This window comes from Streptomyces sp. ITFR-21, from assembly GCF_031844685.1.
Lineage (GTDB): Bacteria > Actinomycetota > Actinomycetes > Streptomycetales > Streptomycetaceae > Actinacidiphila.
This window is the reverse complement of the sequence record NZ_CP134605.1, coordinates 3,574,481-3,590,026: the sequence shown is the minus strand read 5'-3', so window position 1 is coordinate 3,590,026 and position 15,546 is coordinate 3,574,481. Positions and strand designations below refer to the sequence as shown.

The window sequence follows — 15,546 nt, the reverse complement described above, 5'->3', positions numbered from 1 at the left end:
CCGGTCTGGGCCGCCCGGCGCCCGGCACCGGCCGTCACGGCGTGGGGCGGGCCTCCAGATGCATCTGGACGAACGCCTCGACCTTGGCGCGCAGGATCCACGGGTCGAAGGGTTTGACGAGGTAGTCGACGGCGCCCGCGGTGTAGCCGCGGAACATGTGCGCGGGGTCGTGGTCCATGGCGGTGAGGAAGATGATGGGGATGTTGCGGGTACGGGCGCGGCGCTTGATGTGGATCGCGGTCTCGTAGCCGTCCATGTCGGGCATCTGCACGTCGAGCAGGATGACGGCGAACCCGGTGGCGTCCAGCAGGGCCTTGAGGGCGGCCTGTCCGGAGTCGGCGGTGACGACCTCGTGGCCGAGGCCGGCCAGGACGGCTTCGAGGGCCAGGAGGTTGGCCTGCTTGTCGTCGACGGCCAGGATGCGCGCGGCGGACCCGCCCGCGGCGACGGCGGTGGCGGTCACGGCCGGGCCCGCGGCGCAGGCCGCGGCCACGCCGACGACGGAGGTGCCCAGCGCGACGGACTCGGCGCCCGCGGGCGGGAGGGCGGGCAGCGGGCCCTCGGCGATGGTGAGCTGGCGTTCCAGCACGTCGCACCGGGACTCGGCGAGCAGGACCCGCAGCCGGGCCTCCTCCAGATCCGCTTCCAGCGTCCTGATCTGGTCCTTCAGTCGCTGGTGCTCGGCGCGCAGGTCGTCGGCGGTCTCAAGTTCCGCGGTGAGCAGGTCGGTCCTGGTGCGCTGGGCCGACCACTGGGTCTCCAGCAGGTTCAGGCGTACTTCAAGGTCGGCGATGCGGTGCTGGCGGTCCAGCAGGGCGTCCCCGAGCAGGTCCTCCTGGACGGTGGCGCGGCGGGCCTCGCGGTCGGCGTCGGCCAGCTGCTGCTGCAGGATCTCCACTCCGTGCTCCGGGGGCGCGGTGGCCCGGACCGCGCAGCCGTGCAGCTCGCGTACGTACTCCAGGGTCAGCGGGGTGGCCGGGGCGCCGTGGTCGGCGGCGAGGTCGGCGAACAGGTCGACCACGAAATCCCAGGGCGGCACCCGGACGCCGCTGAGGTAGCGGGAGACCGTCCCCGCGTCGCGGTAGCGCCGGGCCGCGTAGCGCCGCACCGACACCTCCAGCCCGGCGAACAACGTGCGGAGTGCCTGGGCGAACTGCCGGCAGTCGTCGTTCAAGTCGTCGGCCAGCGGCCGTAATTCGCCCATCGGGGCTCGTCCTCCTGTCGCCGCGGCCACCTCGGTCCCTGGGCCGGGTGGCCAGTGCCCTGGGTTCAAGCATGAGGGGTACCGCGCGTCACTCGGGACCGGTCGCGCCGATGAGCCGGTCGAAGAAGGGGACGGCGAGGCCGAACGCCCCGGCGCCGCACAGGACGCACCGGGCCGACGGGACACCGCCGACCGCGGACAGCACCCCGGCGCCGACGCCGGTCAGCAGGGACAAGGTGAGGACAAGCGCCGCCCTGACGGACAACAACGGGGTCTGCACGGGCTACCTCTCGCCGGCGGCGATGGTGGTCGCCGCGCCGGATCGCCGTGGCCGGTCAGCCGGGCGGGCAACCAGACTGCCCGCCCGCAACACCGTTGCGGCGCGGCAACGGCATCCCGGCAGCAGACGGGCAACACCCCCGGGAGCGGCGGGGAACGGGGGCCGGGCGGGGTTCCCGGCGGCGGGGGCGCTCGGCGGCCCGGCCGCGCCGGGCGCCGGTTCCGCGCGGGCCAGGCGCCGGCGCGGTACGGAGCGGCGGCCGGGTCGGCGGGGCGGGGTCGGCCGGGGCGGGGTCGGCCGGGACGGGGTCGGCCGGGACGGGCGCGGGGCCTGTTGTTGAATGAACCACGGGCTGCGGCCGGCCCGGCGCGGATCGCCGGGTCCGGAGGCCGTCGGCACGAAGGTGGGACGTCAGCACGTGAACGCGCATCCCGTATCGCTGAAAAGCCTGGTCCCGGCGGTGTTCCTGCCGGTCCTGATCTTCGAGACCGGCATGGGCGCGCTCGCCCCCGTCCTGGCCCTCAGCGGCAGGGCGCTGGGCGCGAGCGTCGGCGCCGCCGGGCTCGTCCTCGCGCTGCTCGGGGTCGGGCAGATCCTCGGCGACGTGCCGGCCGGGGCGCTGGCCGCGCGGCTCGGCGACCGCAAGGCGATGCTGGTCGCCTCGGGCGTCACCGCCGTGACCCTCACCGGGTGCGCGCTGGCCCGGAGCCTGTGGCAGCTGGCGCTGGCGGTGACCGTCACCGGCGCGTCGAACGCGGTCTTCATCCTGGCCCGGCAGTCCTACCTCACCGAAGTCGTCCCGCCGGGGATGCGGGCGCGGGCGCTGTCGACGCTCGGCGGCATGTCGCGGGTGGGCGCCTTCGTCGGGCCGTTCCTCGGCGCCGCCGTCCTGACCGGGCGTCCGGTACGGGACGTCTACTGGCTCGCGCTGCTGTGCACGGCCGTGACCTCGGTCGTCCTGCTCACCGTGCCGGACGTCAGCGACCCGGCCGCCGCCACCGGCAGGAAGCCCGTGCCGGTACGGTCGGTGCTGCGCGAGCACCGCACGGTCTTCCGCACGCTGGGCGCGGCCGTCCTGCTGGTCGCCTCGGTGCGGGCCACCCGGCAGACGGTGCTGCCGCTGTGGGCCGAGCACCTGGGCCAGAGCCCCTCGTCCACCAGCGTGGTCTTCGGCATCGCCGGGCTGGTCGACACGCTGACCTTCTACCCCTCGGGCCAGGTGATGGACCGGGCCGGGCGGCTGTGGATCGCGGTGCCGTCCATGCTGGTGCTGGGGGGCGCCCAGGCCGCGCTGCCGCTGACCCGCACGCTGACCGAACTGACCGTGGTCGCGATGGTCATGGGCTTCGGCAACGGGATCGGCAGCGGCATCCTGATGACCCTCGGCGCGGACGTCGCGCCGCCGGAGACCCGTTCGCAGTTCCTCGGCGTGTGGCGACTGTGCGCGGACTCCGGCAGCGCGGGCGGCCCGCTGGTCGTCTCGTCCGCCGCCTCGCTCGGCAGCCTGGCGGCCGGCATCGCGGTCATGGGCGCCGTCGGCGTCGCGGCGGCCGGCGCGCTGCTGCGCTGGGTGCCGCGCTACTCCCCCTTCGCCACGACCGGCACCCGGTACGGGCGGCCTGGCGCCGTGGTGTCCGGCGCCCGTGCCCGTCCGCCGGAGCTCAGCGGTCCGCCCCGGGACGGCCAGGCCCCGCCGACGTGACGCCCGCGGGGATCCGGCGGACACCGGTGCCCGCGGCGGGTGGCCGCGGCGCCCTGCGGACACGCCCCGCCCCCGCCCCGCGCCGCCCTTGCACCCGCGCCGGGGCCGCCCCCGCCCCCGCTCCCACCCCTCCGCTCCCACCCCTCCGCTCTCACTCCCCCGCTCTCACTCCTCCACCGTCACCCGGCGGCCGGCTTCGGCGCGAGCAGCTCCAGCGCCTCCTCCCAGCGGAACCGGTCCGCCCCGCCACCGCTGCGGGGCGGATGCGGCACCGCGCCGCCGATCAGGACGCCCATCGCGCGCAGCCGCTCCAGACTCGCGACGTACGCCGGGTGGGCCGCCATCGCCGCGTTCACGGCCGGCAGCACCGCGGTCGGCACACCGAGCCCGTACGCCTCGCACAGGATGCCCAGCGCCAACGTGTCCGCGATGCCCGCCGCCCACTTGTTCACCGTGTTGAACGACGCCGGGGCCACCGCGATCGCGTCCGGCGGCGGCAGCGGCCGCGGGTCCCCGGGCTTCCGCCACGCCGACCGGATCGGGTACCCCGTCTGCGCCTCCACCGCCGCCTGGTCGATGAACCCCAGCCCCAGCGGCGTCGCCACCACCCCGACCCCCCACCCCCGCTCCCGCGCCGCGGTGATCAGCTCCCCCACGCCCCCCGGCCACCCCCGCGGCACACACCACGACATACAGGAACGGCCTGTCCGGCTCCCCACTCACGCGAGCCCTCCCCATCGATCCACCACCGAAACCACCCTTTCCCGGCAGCGTACGGCCCCCCGCCGCCCCGGCGTCACCCACCGCCCGGCCACCGGCCCTCCTCCCCCGGCGGGCCCGCGCGGGTGTCCGGCACCCGCCGTACGGACACCCCGCGAGGAGGTAACGCGGCCGGGGAGGATCGATGACAACAGGACACGCCGGCGGGGAACCAGCGGGACCGGCGGATCCGGCGGCGGCCGCGGCCGTGCGCGCGGGGTCCGTGGTCGATCTGGCGCAACGCCTGGTGCGGTTGCCCAGCCGGGGCGGCGTCGACGGCCACGGGCCCGTCCTGGAGGTGCTGGAGACGTGGCTGTCCGATCGCGCGGTCCGGCACCGGCGGCTGTACGGAGGTTCGGGAGCCCTGGTCGGCCTGGTGGCGGAGGTCGAGGGCGAGGCCCCGGGCAGGTGGTGGGCGCTGGACGCGTGCGTGGACACCGCGCCGTTCGGGGACGGGTCGGCGTGGTCGTTCCCCCCGACGTGCGGGGATGTCGTCGACGGCTGGCTGCTGGGCAGGGGCAGCGCCGACTCAAGCTGGCGGCGGCGATGTTGTGCCACATCGCCGCCGACCTGAACGAGCGCACACCGCCGCCGCGCGGCGGGCCGGCGGTGCTGCTGGACGTGGACGAGCACACCGGGGTTTTCGGCGGCGCTTGGGCCTATCTCGCCGACCCCGGCCTCGCGCGGCCGGCAGGAGTGATGATCGGCTATCCGGGGCTGGAGGAGGTCGTGGTGGGCGGCCGCGGCCTGTGGCGGGCGACGCTGCGGGTGCACACGGCGTCCGGGCACCCGGGGTCCAGCCGCAGCGTGTCGGGCGCCGTGACCCGGGCGGCCCGCCTGGTGCGACTGCTGGACGCGGTGGAGCTGCCGGCGGCGGGCGGGGAGCAGTTCCCGCCGGCACCGAGGCTGTCGGTGACCGCCGTCCACGGCGGTGAGGGCTTCTTTGTCGTGGCGGACCTGTGCGTACTGTCGGTGGACGTCCGCACCACGCCGGTCTCCGGCGCCGCCGACGCGGAGACCGCCGTCCGCAACGCTGCCGCCGAGCCCGACGCCGTACTCCCCGGCCCCCGGCCCACCGATGTCGAACCGGTCGCGGCGTACCCGCCGTTCCGGCTCCGCACGCAGCAGGAGCCCGCCGCCGCCCTGCTCCGGGCCGCCGCCGCTGTCGGCGTACCCGCGCGGGCCAAGACCGCGCGTCCTTCGAACATCGGCAACCTCCCGGCGGGCGAGGGAACCCGGCCACCGCGGGGTTCGGCCTGCCCTACCTGGGGCTGCACGGCATCGACGAACGCGTCCGCCTGGCCGAACGCCCCCAGGTCCACGCCGCCTATCACCACGCCGTCCTCGACCTGCTCGGGCAGCCGTGAGGGGTTTCCGGGCGCGGAGGACGTCGCGGCAGGCGCCCTACCGCCCGGGGAACGGGTACGGGCCGGGGTCCGGTGGGGGGTTGGGAGGAGCAGGTGGGCTACGCGTCGTTGCCGACGGGCGTGTCGTCCAGCCGCACCAGGGGTGGGGGGTGCTCGGCGTCGGTGGGGGTCGCGGGTGGCGTGGTGACCGTGATGGTGGCCTGGTCGAGGGGGTTCGCGGGGGTCGTCGAAGTGTCCCAGGTGGTGGGGCCGGGGGGTTGGGGCGGGTCCCAGCCGCGGGTCCGGGGGCGGATGTCGAGGGAGTCGGCGGTGAGGCCGGAGCCGAGGGCCTGGAGGTGGATGGTCAGCCGCTGGGAGAAGGCGTCGGTGAGGCTGTTCGCGCGGTCTCTGCCAGTCTGCAGGGCGCGGCCGAAGTGCGGCCGGCCGGCGAGGGATCCGTCGGCGTGGCCGGTGATGGTGACGGTGGGCAGGGGCAGGCCGGCGGCGGTGTGCTCGACCGCGGTACGGGCCACGTCGGCGGCTATGGCGTCGACGTGGGCGGTCTGGTCGGGGCCCAGTTCGGCGGCCCCCTCCCCGAAGGGCACGCTGCGGGTCAGTGCGGGCTGCTCGGCGCGGTGCGGCGGGGCCGGCTCACCGAGGGGGGCCGGGGTGCCCCCGTCCTGCGGGCGGGTGTCCGCGGGGGGTCGCACGGGACCGGAGGAACGAGCCGGAGCGCCGTGCGGGGGCGCGGGCTCGGCGCGGGTTCCGGACTCGGCGCGGGTTCCGGACTCGGCGCGGGTTCCGGACTCGGCGCGGGTTCCGGACTCGGCGCGGGTTCCGGACTCGGCGGGAGACGGCGGTTCTGACAGCCGCGCCCGTTCGGCCCGGGACGGCGAACCGGCGTGCGGCAGCGGCTCCGTACGGCCGGGCGGGGCCTCGGCGGACAGGCTCGGCGACAGGTGCCGCTCCGGCGGCGACCCGGCGGGCCGGGGACGGGGCGGGGCGCCCGTGGGCGACTCCGGCAGCAGGTCGGCCCCCCGGGCCCCAGCGCCCTCGGGCAGCTCCGGAAGCACCTCGGCGGACTCCTCCGGGCGGGCCCCGGCCGACTCAAGCGGCTCCGGCGCCACATCAGGACGGACCCCGGCCCGCTCAACCGACTCCGGCGCCACATTCCGGCGAACCGCAACCGGCTCGGCCAACTCCGGCGCCACGTCCCGACGGACCTCGGCGGGTTCAACCAACTTCCGCGCCACATCCCGGCGAACCTCAACCAGCTCGGCCAACTCCCGCGCCACATCCCGACGAACCTCAACCAGCTCGGCCAACTCCCGCGCCACATCCCGACGAACCTCAACCAGCTCGGCCAACTCCCGCGCCACATCCCGACGGACCTCGGCCGACCCAACCGACTCCGCTGCCACACCCCGGCGCCCACCGGCCCGGTCAACCAATTCCCGTGTCGCCTCCCGACGAACCTCGGCCGACCCGACCGATTCCGGCGGTGCATCCCCGCGCTCCTCCGCCGGCTGAACCACATCCTGCGCCGCGTCCGGGCGGGTCTCGCCCGGGTCGGCCGACTCCGGCGGCAGGTCGGGGCGCAGGGGCGTGGGCGGTGTGGAGGGGGTGGGGGTTTCCGCGGGGGAGGGGGCCGGGGCGTGGGCGGCGGGCTCGGGGGCGGGCTCGAGGGCGGGCTCGGCGGCGGTGGTCCAGTAGAAGGCGTGGCCGGGGACGGGGCGCGGAGCGCCGTACTCGCTGTTGTCGTCGCGGTGGTGGAGGTCGATCCGGACCGGTTGCCGCATGAGGCGCTGGGCGCCGGTGAGTTCGGCCCTGCCGGGGTCGGTGGGCGGTCTGCCGTGCGGGAGGGCGGTGTCGGGGGTGGGGCGGCCGGGGGTGCGGGTGACGCGGGACGTGAGGTCGTAGGACTGGTCGCGGGTGACGCGGCCGAGACCCAGCGGGATCAGCAGCGCGGGGTCCTTGGTGAGGAGCAGGCCGTCGGCCGGGTTCAGGCTCCCGTTGTAGGAGGCGCCGGCGGCGGTCGCGGCCTCGTCCCTGACGGCGACGGTGAGTTCGTCGGGGGCGGCCTCCCGTCGGCCGAGTTCCACGGCGGGCCCGAGGGCCACCATGGAGACGGCGACCGAGGTCCCCGGGACCCGGTAGGGCTCGGGCCGGCCCTGGAGCCGGGGGAAGAGCGCCGGCAGCGACTGGCCGGACAGCGCCTGGCGGATCGCGAACTGCTCCTCCGGCGCGAGGCGCTGTTCCTCGCTCAGGTCGTGGCCGGGGCCGAGCCGGGGATCGGCCGCGAAGGTCGCGAGCCAGCGGGTCGCCCGGTCCATGGCCGGTGTCGGCACGGTCGCCCGCGCGATCCACCTGGCCGCGCCGGCACCCAGGGACAGCGCCGCCGAGGAGTACGCGCCGACCTGTCCGAGCGGCCCGTCGTCCCAGGGGCGGGGCGTGGCCTGGACCCTGACGGCCTGGTCGAGCAGCTGCTTGGCGTGGTCGAAGCCGATGAGGTCGTGGGCCTCGTGCAGGGCGGTCTCCCAGCCGGCGTCCTCGGCGGGAAATCCGCGCGCCGGGGCCAGTTCGATGTCGTCCGGGTGGGCGGGCACGGCGGCTTCGCCGAGGCCGTCGCGTCCGGCGGCACCGCCGCGGTCAGCAGGGACGCCTTGTCCGGCGAAACCGTCCCGTGCACCGAGGCCGTCCCGTTCGCCGTGGCCGCCCTGTCCGGCGAGGCCGTCCCGCTCGTCCGGGACGCCCGGGTGCGGCGCGGCCGTCGCGGGCTCGGTCAGCGACTCCGGGACCCACGCGGTGACCCGCGAGGGGGCCAGTACGGGTTCCGGCGGCCTTTCCAGGTTGACGAACCGACCGCCGTAGGCACGCCGGGTGACCGTCACCTCGAACCGCATGTCCGTACTGAACCGGGCGTTCCGGTCGCCGAACCCCGAGGTCTTGTGCCCGACGGTCACGGTCAGGCCGGACTCCGCGGTGCTGCTCCGGACGCCCTCGGCCGCGGCTCCCGCGGACAGGGTCAGGATGCCCATGTGGAGCAGCGGGGGGTGCAGCGAGGGGCGGAAGTTGGCCTCGACCCCGGCCGCCCACGTACCCGCGGCCTTGCCCGTGACCGTGTGGGCGCTGGTGACGTCCCGGGTCAGCGGCAGGTCCGAGCGCAGGCCGTCGTCCGTCCAGCGCGCCGGGACACCGCGTACCAGGACCTCGGTCAGCGTCCGCCCGGCCCGGGTCTCGTGGACGTACCGGTCCAGGATGCCCGCGCCGACGAGGTCGTCGAAGCCGGCGACGAGGCTGTCGGGCGAGTAGGTGTCGGCGAAGGGCAGCGCCGCGACCGGGACGTCGCCGGCCTCGGGGCCGCGCAGCTGCCGGTCGATCTCCCCCAGGATGGCGTCCGAGCCGGGCACGTCCGCCAGTACACCGCCGGTCACGCCCTGGTTTAGCAGGGTGGCCCGGCGCGGATCGGGCGCGTCGGCCTCGGGCGCGTCGGCCTCGGGCACCGCCCGCTCGGACGCTTGCGGTCCGGCCGCCCGGCGCCCGGCCCGCTCCGGCCCGGCCGCCGCCCGCTCGGCCGCCTCGGCCGCCTCGGCCCTGAGCCGGTTGACGTCCTCGTCGGACAGCAGGACGTACACCTGGTGCCGGCTGGTGGCCGGCTCGCCGACGTGCGCTACGCCCTTGGCGTCGGTGACCCGCCCGGCGATACGCATCTCGGCGGTCGCCTCGTAGACGTGCCAGGTGCCCGTGCGGCTGACCGTGCGCGTGGTGCTGCTCTGCTGCTTGACGGTGTCGGCCTTGTCCCGCTGGCCGGAGCCTTTGAGCTTGACGCCGCCGCGCAGCTGGTAGGCGGTGACGGGGTGGCCGGTCGGGGTCTCGGGGAAGTGGCCGAAGTCCGGGCCGGCGCCGCCCGTGACCGAACCGGACCGCTGGTCGGTGACCGTGGTGGAGCCGCTCGACCTCACCTCCAGTTCGAGGGTGCCGTCCCCGGGCAGCGTCTCGCGGTAGCTGAGCCCGGTCAGGCGCGTGCGGACCGACAGGCCGACGGTGTCGCGGTTGCGGCCCTCGCCGACGTGCCGGTCGAGGGTGTTGGCCCAGCCCGGGTGCGAGGCGGACACCAGGCCGCGCAGCTGGGCCTGTCCGGAGACGGCGTCCAGCGCGGCGCCCAGGCCGGAGATCCGTCCGTCCGCCGCTACATCCCCGTCCCGGTTCGCTTCCCCGCCCCCACCCCCGCCCCCGCCCTTGTCCCCGTCCCCGTCCCCGTTCGCGTCTCGGTTCACGTCCTCGTCCGCACGCGCGCCGCCGACCGCGTCCCGGTCGGCGTTCGCGGGCGCGGGCACCGCCCGACCGGCGGGCGCGTCCGGGTCCGCGTCCCGCACGGCGGGCGCGGCTCCGCCGGGGTCACCGGCCGGGCGACCGGCCGCCCCGCCTTCCCCGCGCCCGGCCCCGCCGCCGGCAACGCGCCCGGCGGCATCCCCGATCGCCGCCCTGACCGCCCTCGCCGCGTTCCCGACCGCGGTCCGGTCGGCCTCCTCTTTCGCCCGGTACGCGTCGAGTACGGCAGCCTCCGCCCGCCGGCGGAACCCGGCCTCGTCGGCCACGTGGGAGACGGCGTGCAGCTGGGGCAGCCGGGCGTCGTCGAGATCGCGAGGGGCCGACGCCGAGGTCACGGACCGCCGTACCTCGACGCGCATCGGGCCGGTGTCCGTCCGTTCGACCTCCGTGATCCGGCCCCCGGAAGCGGGCGCGGGGGCGGCCGGTTCCCCGCCGGGCGGGCCGAGGCGGGCCGGGGGCAGCGTGCCGGGCCGGTCGCCCTCCTTGATGGGCCGGACCATGACCCGGTACGCCACCGCGTAGTCGTAGGCGTCCGCCCACCCCTTGTGTTCGAACGCCCGTTTGACCTGCGTCTCAGCGCCGGTGGCCGTCTGGTGGCAGGGGGGCGTACGTGCCGTCGACGCCGCCCAGGACGATGACCCGCCGGGTGTCCATCGGGTTCATCGCGGTGCGGCCGTTCCCGCTGAGGCCCACGGTGTGCTTGCTGCCCCGGGTGACGCCCTTGTCGGCGGCGTGGCTGCGGGCCACCGTGCTCTTCGCCGTCGCCTCCCCGGCCGCGTGGTGCCGGCCCGGCCCGCCGAGGTCGGCCCTGACCACGACCTCGTACGTGTTCCCGTGCCGTCCCGGCAGGTGGGAGGCGTCCAGGGTGATCCGGAAGGTGCCGTCGAGCAGCCGGCCGCCGCCGGCGCGCAGTGCGGACGGCGCCACGCGCTCCCGCAGGACACGCTCGTTGTCCACGGCCTGCGGGGTGGTCCTGCCGCCTTCGAGCGGCGGCAGGATGCCCGGGTCCAGCGCGCGGAGCTGCCGGGTGATGTGCCGCTCCAGGTCGGCCGAGCCGGGGAGGTCGACGTACGCGGTGCGGTGGGCGGTCAGCGGCTCCCGCAGGTCCCGCGGCGGCGCGGGCGGCGCGTCCTCGCCGTCCGGGACGTCGGCCGGGCGGGGCAGCACCCGGACCACCTCCCCGGTCGGCTCCGGCCGCGCCTCCTCCAGGTCCCGCCCGGTCGGCCCGGCCACCTCGTGGACCGCGCGCAGGCCGTCCGCACCGGGCGAGAGGCCGTCGCGCAGCAGCACCACCCGGAAGCGCACCGCCGTAGTGACCAGGTCGCCGCTGCCCGCGTGCTCCAGGCTCTCCTCCAGCGAGAAGGTCTGCTTGCCCTTGGCCTGGTGGGCCTCGGTGTGGGCGTAGGTGTACCCGCCGGTGAGCGTCAGCCAGGTGGACTCCTTGGTGTGCGGGTCCCGGTGGACCCGGCCGGACGCGCCGCCGCTGCCGCCGAGGGACCAACCGGAGTTCTCGGTACGGCCGGTGGCGTGCTCGGCGGTCGTCCTGGCGCTGAGGGTGTCCTTGTCAGGGACGGTCCCCTCGCAGACCGACTCCCCGGGGACCAGGGTCAGGCGCAGCCAGCCGTGGCCGCCGTCGGACAGATCGAGCCGCTCGGACAGCAGTCCCCGGCCCGAGGCGTGCTCGAAGCCGTCGACGAGGTTCTTCGGGTCGAGGAAGGCGACGATCTCCCGGTGCGCGGTGCCGCTCGGGTGGGCCTCGGCGGGCAGCAGCTCGAAGACCCGGTCCCGGACCGCGTCGAGCCCGGTGACGGCGAGCGGGCGGCCGTCGGGCCGGTCGGGGCCGCCGGACTGCCAGCCGTTCCAGCGGGCGGGCGTGGCGCCTTCGGCGTCCGGTTCGGGGCGGACGATGTCGGCGGTGACGGCGTCGGTGATGGGGGTGGCGTCCGGTACGGGCAGCCGGCGGCCGTCCGGGTCGATGACGGCCGCCTCGTAGCGGAACGTGGAGGTGTACGGGTCGGTCGGGCCGGTGAACGTGGTCTTGGCGGTCGTCTCGGCGCCGGGACGGGGTGGTCAGGGCCGGGTTGAACGGGGAGAGGCCGCCGAGGTCCCCGGTGCCGACGTCCGTACCGCCGGGGAACGCGGCCGGGTTGAGCGCGTCGTCGAGGGCCGACGGGTCCAGGCCGCCGTCGAGACCGGTGTCCCCGGGGAAGGGCAAACCGGTGTCGAGACCGGTGTCCCCGGGGAAGGGCAAGGCGTCGCCGACCCCGGTGTCCAGGCCGGTGTCGCCTTGGGAACGGGCCCGCCCCGCCAGGGTCCAGGCCGCCGAGGCCGCCGTCGGGGCCGAGGCCGGCGCCGGTGTCGGGGAAGGCGGCGAGGTTGGAGAGGTCGCCGGTGTCCGGGAGGTGGGCGTCGGGATCACCGAGGTCCGGCGGGCTCAGGTCGGGGTCGTTGCCGGGGTCGTCGTTCGAGGTGTCGGGGCCGTTGAGCGGCGAGGTCACCGGTGTCGGCGAGACGATCGCGTCCACGGTGACCTGGTACTCGCCGGCCAGGCTCTTCAGCACCCGGCGCATGCTCTCGTTCATCATCCGCACGATCTCGGGCTTCTGGCTGACCGGGATGAGGCCGTTGTCCATCGGCGTGACGCCCATGGCGATGGCCTGGTTGGCGTACCAGTTGTCGATGCCGACCAGCTTGCTGCGCGCGTTGGTGAGGTTGACCGCGTTGTCGGCCAGTTGCTGCGGCACCGAGTGCAGGCCGGTCGAACCGCCGGACAGCACCTTGGCGTTGGCCTGCACCTGGCGGGAGAAGTTGGTCATCATGTCGAGGAAGGAGTCGGCCGCGGTGCCCTTCCACGGGCCGTCGTCGCCGGCGAGTGCCTTGGCCTGGTCGATCAGGCGGCGGCTCCCCCCGCCACAGCCGGTCGATCATCCACTCGACCGACACCGTGTTCCCGCGCCCGGCCAGCAACAGCGCCAGCACCGCCCGCTGCCGCGGCCCTCCCAGATCGGCCGGCACCCCGTCGACATCGGCTTCGACGGCCCCGAGCACTCGGATGTGAAGCATGGTGGCGCCACTATGCCAGCGCCCCCGCCCGTAGGCACTCCCGACCGCCCCCGGACGGCACCCCTGCTCGTGCCCACCGGCCCCGGCGGGTGGGCACAGGGGCCGCCTGCGATGATCGGACGCAGTGGTGGTCGGACGCAGTGGTGGTCGGCAGAGGATGCCGTGAACGATGGAGGTGCCTTATGCCGCTGGCCTCGGAACCGTTGCGGAAACTGGGGTTTTTGACGATCGGCCTCTTCGACGGGGCCGCCCCCGGCAGGGGACATGAGTCGACACTGGAGATCATCGGACTCGGGGAGCGGCTCGGGTTCGACAGTGTGTGGGTACGGCACCGTCATCTGCAGTACGGCATCTCCTCTCCGGTCGCGGTATTGGCGGCTGCCTCCCAGCGCACCAGCCGCATCGAACTGGGCACCGCGGTCATCCCGCTGGGCTGGGAGAACCCGCTGCGGCTCGCCGAGGACCTGGCCACGGTCGACATCCTGTCCGGCGGCCGGCTGAACCCGGGAATCAGCATCGGGCCGCCGATGCACTACGACCGGGTAAAGGACGCGCTCTACCCGGACACCGCCGACTCCGAGGACTTCGGCTACGACCGGGTACTCCGGCTGCTGGACTTCGTCCGCGGCGAACCCGCCAGCGACTTCAGCGGGACCGAGGGCTTCGAGGTCTTCTCCGACCGGGTGCAACCCCACTCGGCCGGACTGGGCCGCCGCATGTGGTACGGCGGCGCCAGCCTGCGGTCCGCCCGGTGGGCCGGCGAGCACGGGATGAACTTCCTGACCAGCAGCGTCGTGAAGGCGGAGGAGTCCGGGGACTTCGCCGCGATCCAGCTCTCACACATCCACGCCTTCCGCGCCCACCACCCCGACGGCGACCGCGCCCGTGTCTCCCAGGGGCTGGTCGTCATCCCGACCGACAGTGCCTCGCCGGAGCAGCGCGCCAAGTACGAGGACTACGCCCGCAAGCGACTGCCGCGTACCGCCGCACCCCAGGGGCCCGCCCGGATGCTGTTCGCGCCCGACCTCGTGGGCCCCGCCGCCGAGATCGCCGAACGGCTGCACTCCCACACCGCCTTCCAGCAGGTGCACGAGGTCGCCTTCGCGCTCCCCTTCACCTTCGACCACGAGGACTACGTCCAGATCCTCACCGACATCGCCACCCGCCTCGGCCCCGCCCTCGGCTGGCACCCCGCCGACTGACCCGGCCGCCCACACCCACCTCCCCGGGCGCCTGCCGACGACCGCCATCCACCAGGCGCCGCGCGCCGGCCACCGACCGCCAGGCACCAGGGTTCCGTGGCACGGTCGCCTTCACCCGGCCGGTTGCCACCCGCCCGCTGCCCTCCGCCACCGCCACCGCCACCGCCACCGCCACCGCCACCGCCACCGCCACCGCCACCGCCACCGCCGAGCAACCGTCCGCCCGCAGTCACCCGGTCGCCGCTGCCCAGCCGCCGACCCGCGACCCGCGACCCGGGCAACCGGAGATTTCCCCAGCGCGCCCAGGTACCGGATGCGAGCGCGGGCGAGGCGGTGCGGAGCCGCAACGACCGTGGGCGGGAGCGGCGCGGCCGCAGTCGCGGCGATCGCTCCGCTACTCGACGACGAGCTCGACGGTGATGTTGCCGCGCGTCGCCTTCGAGTACGGGCACAGCTCGTGTGCCCGCTCGACCAGCTGCTTTCCTATCGGGCCCTGGAGGTCCTCCGGAAGCTCGACCCGCAGGGTGACCGTGAGGCCGAAGCTCTCGCCCTCGGGACCTATGCCGACCTCCGCGGTCACCGAGGCGTCCTTGGTGTCGGCCTTCGCCTGCTGCCCGGCGAGGCCGAGTGCGCTGGCGAAACAGGCGGCGTACCCGGCGGCGAACAGCTGCTCCGGGTTCGTCCCCTCGCCGTTGCCGCCGAGCGCGGGCGGGAACGCGAGGGCCAGGTCGAGCCTGCCATCGGAGCTGACCGCTCGTCCGTCGCGGCCGTTCGCGGTGGCTACGGCGGTGTACAGCACGTCCATCGTGGTTCCTTTCATCGGTGCGGTCCCGGCCGTTCCGGACCCGCAGGAAGAGTCAAGCACGCAATTCAATTGTGCACAACCATGCTTTGGACAACTTAGCGTTGCCCAACTAAGCTGTGGATAATCAAACTGCGGGTAGACTGTCACCATGACCTCGTCCCTTGCCTCTCCCGAGCCGCCGTCGCCGGACTCCGACGAGGCCCTGCGGCTGGAGAACCAGCTCTGCTTCGCGGTGCACGCCGCGTCACGGGCCTACGACGGCATCTATCGGACCCTGCTCAAGGACACCGGTCTCACCTATCCCCAGTATCTGGTGATGCTCGTCCTTTGGCAGCACGGCCCGCTGGCGGTCAAAAAACTCGGCACCCACCTGCGGCTCGACTCCGGCACGCTGTCGCCGCTCGTACGGAGGCTGGAGTCCGCAGGTCTGGTGCGGCGCGAACGCAGCACCCACGACGAGCGCTCGGTGATCGTCCGGCTCACGCCGACCGGTCAGGAGATGCGGACGACGATCGACGGCGTCCCCCTGGCCATCGCCAAGGCCACCGGTCTGACCAGGGCGAAAGCCAAGGCCCTGCTGGACGAGCTCAACGCGCTGACCGCCTCGCTTGAGAATGCCACGGCATGACCCGTCCGCCGGCCCTCGGCCCGGTCGGCGTCGTGCAGACTCGCTTTCATGAGTCCTCCCCTGTCCTCGTGTGTTTCGCACGTTGTCGTTGTCTCTTGCTAACTCTCACGCCCGAGGAACGAGAAAGGTGACGAAACACAACGGATCGGCCCGCCACCCGTCTCGGACAGGCGGCGGGCCGGCATCGGACCGGGGGCAGACCGGGAGCAGGGCGCGGGTCCTGCC

At 75.1% G+C, this 15,546-nt stretch carries 12 protein-coding genes and 1 pseudogene; 7 read left to right on the top strand and 6 right to left on the bottom strand.

From position 1 onward, the window contains the following. Window positions 1–34: 34 nt before the first annotated feature. Window positions 35–1,204 carry a response regulator gene (locus RLT57_RS15700; RefSeq protein WP_311298020.1) on the bottom strand — a complete coding sequence of 390 codons (1,170 nt, stop codon included), beginning with the start codon at window positions 1,202–1,204 and terminating at the stop codon, window positions 35–37. Between the two features lie 88 nt (window positions 1,205–1,292). Further along, window positions 1,293–1,484 (bottom strand): hypothetical protein, encoded by a 192-nt coding sequence (locus tag RLT57_RS15695; RefSeq protein ID WP_311298019.1) that lies wholly within the window; start codon window positions 1,482–1,484, stop codon window positions 1,293–1,295. Between the two features lie 418 nt (window positions 1,485–1,902). Here RLT57_RS15695 and RLT57_RS15690 point away from each other — a divergent pair, with 418 nt between their 5' ends. Further along, window positions 1,903–3,186: an MFS transporter gene (locus RLT57_RS15690; protein ID WP_311298018.1), complete on the top strand. Its 1,284-nt coding sequence runs from the start codon at window positions 1,903–1,905 to the stop codon at window positions 3,184–3,186. A 179-nt stretch (window positions 3,187–3,365) separates the two neighbouring features. Here RLT57_RS15690 and RLT57_RS15685 read toward each other — a convergent pair. Then, a pseudogene (locus RLT57_RS15685) lies at window positions 3,366–3,924 on the bottom strand (flavoprotein). A gap of 166 nt (window positions 3,925–4,090) precedes the next feature. On the opposite strand from RLT57_RS15685, the gene RLT57_RS15680 reads away from it, so the two are divergent. Then, complete coding sequence (locus tag RLT57_RS15680; RefSeq protein ID WP_311298017.1) at window positions 4,091–4,519, top strand: hypothetical protein; 429 nt, start codon at window positions 4,091–4,093, stop codon at window positions 4,517–4,519. Beyond that, on the top strand, window positions 4,492–5,499 hold the full coding sequence (locus tag RLT57_RS15675) for a peptidase dimerization domain-containing protein (protein WP_311298016.1): 1,008 nt from the start codon (window positions 4,492–4,494) through the stop codon (window positions 5,497–5,499). The genes RLT57_RS15680 and RLT57_RS15675 overlap by 28 nt, the downstream gene beginning before the upstream one ends. On the opposite strand, the gene RLT57_RS15670 is transcribed toward RLT57_RS15675, so the two are convergent. Both RLT57_RS15670 and RLT57_RS15665 read right to left on the bottom strand, forming a co-directional pair. After that, entirely contained in the window at window positions 5,411–10,138 is a 4,728-nt protein-coding gene (locus RLT57_RS15670) for a hypothetical protein (protein ID WP_311298015.1), read from the bottom strand. The two genes, RLT57_RS15675 and RLT57_RS15670, sit on opposite strands and share 89 nt — an antisense overlap. A gap of 58 nt (window positions 10,139–10,196) precedes the next feature. Further along, on the bottom strand, window positions 10,197–10,928 hold the full coding sequence (locus RLT57_RS15665; RefSeq protein ID WP_311298014.1) for a hypothetical protein: 732 nt from the start codon (window positions 10,926–10,928) through the stop codon (window positions 10,197–10,199). Window positions 10,929–11,246: 318 nt separating this feature from the next. Between RLT57_RS15665 and RLT57_RS15660 the strand changes: the two genes are divergently transcribed. The 3 genes from RLT57_RS15660 to RLT57_RS15650 all read left to right on the top strand — a co-directional run bounded on the left by RLT57_RS15660 (window position 11,247) and on the right by RLT57_RS15650 (window position 13,888). Then, window positions 11,247–11,708, top strand: coding sequence for a hypothetical protein (locus RLT57_RS15660; protein ID WP_311298013.1), 462 nt, complete (start codon window positions 11,247–11,249; stop codon window positions 11,706–11,708). Between the two features lie 396 nt (window positions 11,709–12,104). After that, complete coding sequence (locus RLT57_RS15655) at window positions 12,105–12,911, top strand: hypothetical protein (protein ID WP_311298012.1); 807 nt, start codon at window positions 12,105–12,107, stop codon at window positions 12,909–12,911. Continuing rightward, on the top strand, window positions 12,869–13,888 hold the full coding sequence (locus tag RLT57_RS15650) for an LLM class flavin-dependent oxidoreductase (RefSeq protein ID WP_311298011.1): 1,020 nt from the start codon (window positions 12,869–12,871) through the stop codon (window positions 13,886–13,888). Before RLT57_RS15655 ends, RLT57_RS15650 begins: the two co-directional genes overlap by 43 nt. A gap of 394 nt (window positions 13,889–14,282) precedes the next feature. On the opposite strand, the gene RLT57_RS15645 is transcribed toward RLT57_RS15650, so the two are convergent. After that, window positions 14,283–14,693: an organic hydroperoxide resistance protein gene (locus tag RLT57_RS15645; RefSeq protein ID WP_311298010.1), complete on the bottom strand. Its 411-nt coding sequence runs from the start codon at window positions 14,691–14,693 to the stop codon at window positions 14,283–14,285. A 148-nt stretch (window positions 14,694–14,841) separates the two neighbouring features. Here RLT57_RS15645 and RLT57_RS15640 point away from each other — a divergent pair, with 148 nt between their 5' ends. Then, window positions 14,842–15,321, top strand: a complete 480-nt coding sequence (locus RLT57_RS15640; protein WP_311298009.1) for a MarR family winged helix-turn-helix transcriptional regulator — start codon at window positions 14,842–14,844, stop codon at window positions 15,319–15,321. Window positions 15,322–15,546 lie beyond the last annotated feature (225 nt).

Coding starts and splice junctions, on each gene's coding strand:
- RLT57_RS15700 (WP_311298020.1), bottom strand. CDS start 1,204: ATGGGCGAATTACGGCCGCTGGCCGACGACTTGAACGACGACTGCCGG.
- RLT57_RS15680 (WP_311298017.1), top strand. CDS start 4,091: ATGACAACAGGACACGCCGGCGGGGAACCAGCGGGACCGGCGGATCCG.
- RLT57_RS15675 (WP_311298016.1), top strand. CDS start 4,492: ATGTTGTGCCACATCGCCGCCGACCTGAACGAGCGCACACCGCCGCCG.
- RLT57_RS15650 (WP_311298011.1), top strand. CDS start 12,869: ATGCCGCTGGCCTCGGAACCGTTGCGGAAACTGGGGTTTTTGACGATC.
- RLT57_RS15645 (WP_311298010.1), bottom strand. CDS start 14,693: ATGGACGTGCTGTACACCGCCGTAGCCACCGCGAACGGCCGCGACGGA.
- RLT57_RS15640 (WP_311298009.1), top strand. CDS start 14,842: ATGACCTCGTCCCTTGCCTCTCCCGAGCCGCCGTCGCCGGACTCCGAC.